The 5,127-nt window shown below is 49.6% G+C and carries 8 protein-coding genes; all 8 read left to right on the top strand.

The window, feature by feature from the left end; translation table 11 throughout:
* Positions 1–33: 33 nt before the first annotated feature.
* The 8 genes from DWY93_RS16360 to DWY93_RS16395 are packed head-to-tail and all read left to right on the top strand — an operon-like array spanning position 34 to position 5,020.
* Positions 34–855: a ParA family protein gene (locus DWY93_RS16360; protein ID WP_055200170.1), complete on the top strand. Its 822-nt coding sequence runs from the start codon at positions 34–36 to the stop codon at positions 853–855.
* Positions 812–1,747 (top strand): ParB/RepB/Spo0J family partition protein, encoded by a 936-nt coding sequence (locus DWY93_RS16365; protein ID WP_055200172.1) that lies wholly within the window; start codon positions 812–814, stop codon positions 1,745–1,747. The genes DWY93_RS16360 and DWY93_RS16365 overlap by 44 nt, the downstream gene beginning before the upstream one ends.
* Positions 1,748–1,759: 12 nt before the next feature.
* On the top strand, positions 1,760–2,029 hold the full coding sequence (locus DWY93_RS16370) for a DUF5720 family protein (protein WP_002576245.1): 270 nt from the start codon (positions 1,760–1,762) through the stop codon (positions 2,027–2,029).
* Position 2,030: 1 nt separating this feature from the next.
* Complete coding sequence (locus DWY93_RS16375) at positions 2,031–2,534, top strand: hypothetical protein (RefSeq protein WP_002576244.1); 504 nt, start codon at positions 2,031–2,033, stop codon at positions 2,532–2,534.
* Positions 2,535–2,594: 60 nt separating this feature from the next.
* The gene (locus DWY93_RS16380) at positions 2,595–3,473 is read left to right on the top strand and encodes a DUF6017 domain-containing protein (RefSeq protein WP_002576243.1); all 879 of its coding nucleotides are present in this window, start codon (positions 2,595–2,597) and stop codon (positions 3,471–3,473) included.
* A gap of 34 nt (positions 3,474–3,507) precedes the next feature.
* On the top strand, positions 3,508–4,254 hold the full coding sequence (locus tag DWY93_RS16385) for a phage antirepressor KilAC domain-containing protein (RefSeq protein ID WP_009004944.1): 747 nt from the start codon (positions 3,508–3,510) through the stop codon (positions 4,252–4,254).
* Between the two features lie 22 nt (positions 4,255–4,276).
* On the top strand, positions 4,277–4,588 hold the full coding sequence (locus DWY93_RS16390) for a DUF5720 family protein (RefSeq protein ID WP_025487374.1): 312 nt from the start codon (positions 4,277–4,279) through the stop codon (positions 4,586–4,588).
* 12 nt (positions 4,589–4,600) lie between these two features.
* The gene (locus tag DWY93_RS16395; protein WP_117472710.1) at positions 4,601–5,020 is read left to right on the top strand and encodes a DUF4313 domain-containing protein; all 420 of its coding nucleotides are present in this window, start codon (positions 4,601–4,603) and stop codon (positions 5,018–5,020) included.
* Positions 5,021–5,127: the final 107 nt, after the last annotated feature.

Here is a 5,127-nt window from a genome sequence, read left to right on the forward strand (position 1 = left end):
TAGGGATATTTTTTGTAGAAGGAGGAGGTTTATTTGAACACGCAAATCATCGCCATTGCCAACCAGAAAGGCGGCGTTGGCAAAACAACAACCTGTGCGAACTTGGGAATAGGTCTGGCACAGGCCGGAAAGAAAGTGCTTCTGATCGACGGGGACCCGCAAGGAAGCCTGACAATCAGCTTGGGAAATCCGCAACCAGACAAGCTGCCATTTACACTGTCGGATGCAATGGGCAAAATTCTGATGGATCAGCCTATACGCCCCGGAGAAGGTATTCTGCATCATGCAGAAGGCGTTGACCTGATGCCTGCGGATATTCAGCTTTCCGGTATGGAGGTTTCTTTGGTAAACGCCATGAGCCGTGAAACGATTTTACGGCAATATCTGGACACACTGAAGGGACAATATTCCCATATCCTGATTGACTGTCAGCCCTCGTTGGGAATGCTTACGGTCAATGCGCTGGCGGCTGCGAACAGGATCATAATTCCCGTTCAGGCAGAGTATCTGCCCGCCAAAGGGCTGGAACAGCTTCTATCTACGGTCAGTAAGGTGAAACGGCAGATCAATCCAAAGCTCCAGATTGACGGTATCCTGCTGACGATGGTGGATAACCGCACCAACTTTGCCAAAGAGATTGCTGCTTTGCTGCGGGACACCTATGGAAGTAAAATCAAAGTCTTTGGAACGGAAATCCCCCATTCTGTCCGGGCAAAGGAAATTAGCGCAGAGGGAAAAAGTATTTTCGCCCATGACCCTGGCGGCAAGGTGGCAGAGGGGTATCGAAATCTAACGAAGGAGGTGTTGAAACTTGAAAAGCAGCGCGAAAAAAATAGAGCTGGCATCGGTAGATGACCTGTTTTCCACCGAGGAAAGCCGTGCCGATGCACAGCGGGAACGGGTGCTGGAAATTCCCTTGTCTGAGCTACACCCTTTTAAGAACCATCCGTTCAAAGTCAAGGATGATGAAGCCATGCTGGAAACTGCGGACAGTATCAAGCAGTATGGTGTGCTGGTTCCTGCGATTGCCCGCCCTGACCCGGAGGGTGGTTATGAACTGGTAGCCGGACACAGACGGCACAGAGCAAGTGAACTGGCAGAAAAAGAGACCATGCCGGTAATTGTCCGTGATCTGGATGATGACGCTGCCACAATTATTATGGTTGACAGCAACCTGCAACGAGAAAGCCTGCTTCCAAGTGAGAGGGCCTTTGCCTATAAAATGAAGTTGGAGGCTATGAAGCACCAGGGAGAGCGAGTGGATTTAACTTGTGCCCAAGTTGGGCACAAGTCCGATGGTAGAAAATCCAGAGATATTTTAGCTGAACAGGTTGGACAGAGTAAGAATCAAATTCAGAGATTTATCCGTCTGACTGAGCTGATTCCCGAACTGCTGGACATGGTGGATGAAAAGAAAATTGCCTTAAACCCCGCCTATGAGCTGTCCTTTCTCAAAAAGGAGGAACAGGTAGACCTGTTGGACGCGATGGACAGCGAACAGGCTACCCCTTCTCTTTCTCAAGCCCAGCGGCTCAAGAAATATAGCCAGGAGGGGCATCTGACCCTCGATATGATGCGTGTCATCATGGGTGAGGAAAAGAAAAGTGATCTGGACCGGGTGACATTTACCTCTGACACTTTGCGGAAGTATTTCCCTAAAAGCTATACGCCCCAGCGGATGCAGGAAACCATCATCAAGCTGCTGGAGGCATGGCAGAAAAAGCGTCAGAGAGACCAGGAACGATGAAAGGAGCCGCCTATGAGGGATATTTCAGCCCGTGAGCTGAAAGGACACAACATTCTCGCCGTAGAGAGGTTTTGGGATAACACCCGCTGGATGATCGAGTTTTCCGTCCTGCGTCCCAGCACTGCTTACGGAAGCCCCGGAGATGAAATGCGGCTGTTTTTGACTGAGGACGGTTATCAGGCCGCCCTGCAAAGCCAGCAGCGCCGGGAGATCAAAATCAAAAGGTACGCCCGTGTAATTGAGGGTCATGTCTTGGATGTAAAGAAAAAACGGAGAAAATAAGATGTTTAGAGAAAAAGAAATTTGCAATGCCATCAGGACGGCGTATCTTTATCTTTTCCCCGACAAAAAGGAGCGGAAAAGGGCGCTTTCCAGATTGAACATGGAACTTGTGGCGCAGTCTGTCCGCTATCGTGGGGAAAGTGTCCTTGCTTACCAGACCGCGGGAAACCATGAGTGTTCCTTGAACTACTATGGGCCAGAGTTGTTTCCACAGCGGGGATTTTGCATTTACCAAAAAACTATCCAGAGTCATTCTACGCAGGTGGATGCTTCTTGCATCCGGGAACTATGGCTCTTGGAGGACGGGCGGTTTGTGGATGTCTCCTGCGTGAATACGAAATACCGTTCGGCGTATGAAAGGTTTTCTACCTGTTACCGTACTATCCATCATATCGTCAGGGAGCGGGACTGGCAGGACTATCCAGCGGAGGAGGTTGCCGACGCCTTTGAGGACATCAGCCGCTATCCCTTTGATGGGAGACCAGGAGTTTTCTATGAAGTTTGAGCCGCGTCTTTACTGACAGCGGCTTTTGTTATTTTCTGACCACAGGAAGGAGTGAAGTGAATGGCAGTCTACCGCGTACAACGGACACGCGATTACACCGTTATGTCAAATTATCATCTGAAGGATAAGGGGCTGACCTTAAAGTCTAAGGGTCTGCTCTCCATGATCCTGTCGCTCCCAGAGGAGTGGAATTACACTACAAGAGGGCTTGCTTCCATCTGTAAGGAGGGTGTGGACGCCATTGGCTCTGCGCTCAAAGAGTTGGAAACAGCTGGCTATATTGTCCGCAGGCAGCTTCGCGGTGCGAATGGCCGTATTACTGATACCGAGTACATCATTTATGAGCAGCCACAGCCAAAGAAGCTGGATATGCTGCCGTCAGATGTGGTTTCACCAGATACGGAAAACCCGGATATGGTAAAACCGGATACGGAAAAGCCCGCAGAATTAAATATAGAGAAATCAAATACAGAAAAATCAATTACTTATGGATCAAGTACCGATTCCATTCCCTTCCGGGAAACAGCGGCGGCAAGACCGCCGGAACGGAAAGGAAGAGATGCGATGTCTGTCACAGAGATAGAAAATTATCGGGAATTGATTTTGGAGAATATCGAGTATGATTGTCTGAAGCAGCGTTATCCTCTCTACCTGGATGACCTGAATGAGATCGTAGAGCTGTTGGTAGAAACGGTCTGTGCCAGACGAAAGACCACCCGGATCTCTGGGGCAGACTTTCCTCACGAGATCGTGCGTTCCCGTTTTTTGAAACTGGACAGCTCCCACATCGAGTTTGTCATGGACTGTCTGCAAAAGAACACCACCCAGGTACGCAACATGAAGCAGTACCTGCTTGCGGTGCTGTTCAATGCGCCTACCACCATGAATAATCACTTCACTTCATTGGTCAACCACGATATGCACGCAGGCGGCTGGTAAAGGCCGCCTTTTATCATGCCAAAGGAGGCACGACATGAACCAGATGGAAATTTTCAAAAACCCGGAGTTTGGCAGTATCCGGGTCATCGAAGAAAACGGCAAATACCTGTTCTGCGGAACGGATGTGGCCGCTGCGCTGGGGTACAGCAATTCCCGCGATGCAATTATCCGCCATTGTAGGTATGTCGTGAAACGCGACGCACCTCACCCACAAAGCCCCGACCGCAAAATCAGTATGACTTTTATCCCCGAAGGAGATTTGTACCGCCTGATTGTTCACAGCAAATTGCCATCGGCAGAACAGTTTGAACAGTGGGTATTCGATGAGGTTCTGCCTACCATTCGCAAGCACGGGGCCTATCTCACAAGAGAAAAGCTTTGGGAGGTAGCTACTTCCCCGGAGGCTCTGATGAAGCTCTGCTCAGACTTGTTGGCTGAGCGTGAAGCAAATATTTCTCTGCGTAAGGAAAATGCACAGCTGGAGGGCAAAGCCGCTTTCTATGACCTGTTCATCGACTTAAAGCACAGCACCAATCTCAGGACAACCGCCAAAGAGTTGGATGTCCCGGAGCGCCGGTTTGTTCGGTTTCTGATAGAACGACGGTTTGTGTACCGCACAGCATCCGGCAATGTGCTGCCCTATGCCAATGTGAAAAATACGGGGCTGTTCTGTGTGAAAGACTACTGCAATCACGGGCATACCGGCTCCTACACGCTGGTTACGCCAAAGGGAAAGCTCTACTTTGCTCAGCTGCGGGAGATGATCTTGCTGGTCTCATAAGAACGGAAAGGAAGTGGGTTTTATGCAGGAAGGCAAAACAATCGGGCAGCTGATGGAGGAAATGCGCCAGAAAGCCGGGGCGCAGAACTATCACGGTCATGACTACATGGATCTCCAGCGATTTGCGGAGAACACCCGGCACATGATTATTTTTGATGTACTGACGCATGACTCCCCGGTTGGCTGGAAAGGAGAACGCACCCGCCTGTTTTTGTCAGATATAGGCTATGAAAAAGCTCTGGACAGTCAGGCAAATGGGCAGATCAAGATTCTCAGCCATGCAAAGGTCAGAAATGGAGATTTGTTTTATGACCACAAAGAACAGATACGATAGGAGGAATCCGATATGAATGAGGAAAAGAAAGTACCCTTTAAGTGGGAATATGGGGAAGAAACCATATCGCTGCAACTTGGAATGTATGCGAATAATCAGCGGCTTTATATCGGCATGATTACCCATACAGAAGATGGAGCAGAGGCGTTTGCAGATATGACGGTGAACCTACCAGGATATTCCCTGGGCCCCGGAGAGGCGTTTATTTCCGGTGACATCAGCAAGGACCTGCTGCGATTCATCAAAGAGAACAAGTTGGGGAAGGTGCTTCCATATCAGGTGCAGTCCGGATATGGAAAATATTCTGCCGTTGCCTTTGATCTGGAGAAGTTGAAGGCATTTGACCCCAAAGGTGTGGCAGAGTTTCGGGAAGAGTGGAATCTGCCGGATAAGAAGCCGGTAAAGAAAAAGAACCGCGGGATGGAGCGATGAAGAAATATTTTCTCCGGCGGCTGGTGGTCCCGCCTTAGAAAGAAGTGCACCACCCCTGCACATTTTGTGGAAAGGAGGCGAGAAAATGCAGGAAGAAGTGGAAAACA

Origin of the sequence: Clostridium sp. AF28-12 (assembly GCF_003435225.1) — a bacterium.
GTDB lineage: Bacteria > Bacillota > Clostridia > Lachnospirales > Lachnospiraceae > Pilosibacter > Pilosibacter fragilis.